Annotated in this window: 1 pseudogene; it reads right to left on the reverse strand. The window is 24.7% G+C overall.

Annotation, left to right across the window (positions count from 1 at the left end):
• Positions 1-251 (reverse strand): annotated as a pseudogene (locus tag ACYQ44_RS10555) (ATP-binding protein); the annotation flags it as partial.

The following is a 251-nucleotide window of genomic DNA, read 5'->3' on the forward strand; positions in this document are numbered from 1 at the left end:
TCTATTACTCCTTTTATATCATTTTTACTTATCTTTTCATATATTGTATTTTCACTTATTTCTATTTCATTATTATTTAATCCATAATTTGCTTCTAATATTAATTTTGAAAATGAGTTTTTTACTTCCATGTTTGGGTAGTCTAATATATATTTTTCCCTTAATCCATATTTCTTTTTACCCTTAAAGGTTAAATAGCCTGCTTGTGCAAAGAAGATATTTGCATTTGCATCTTCTATTTCCCTTGTTGA

This window comes from Marinitoga arctica, from assembly GCF_054657315.1.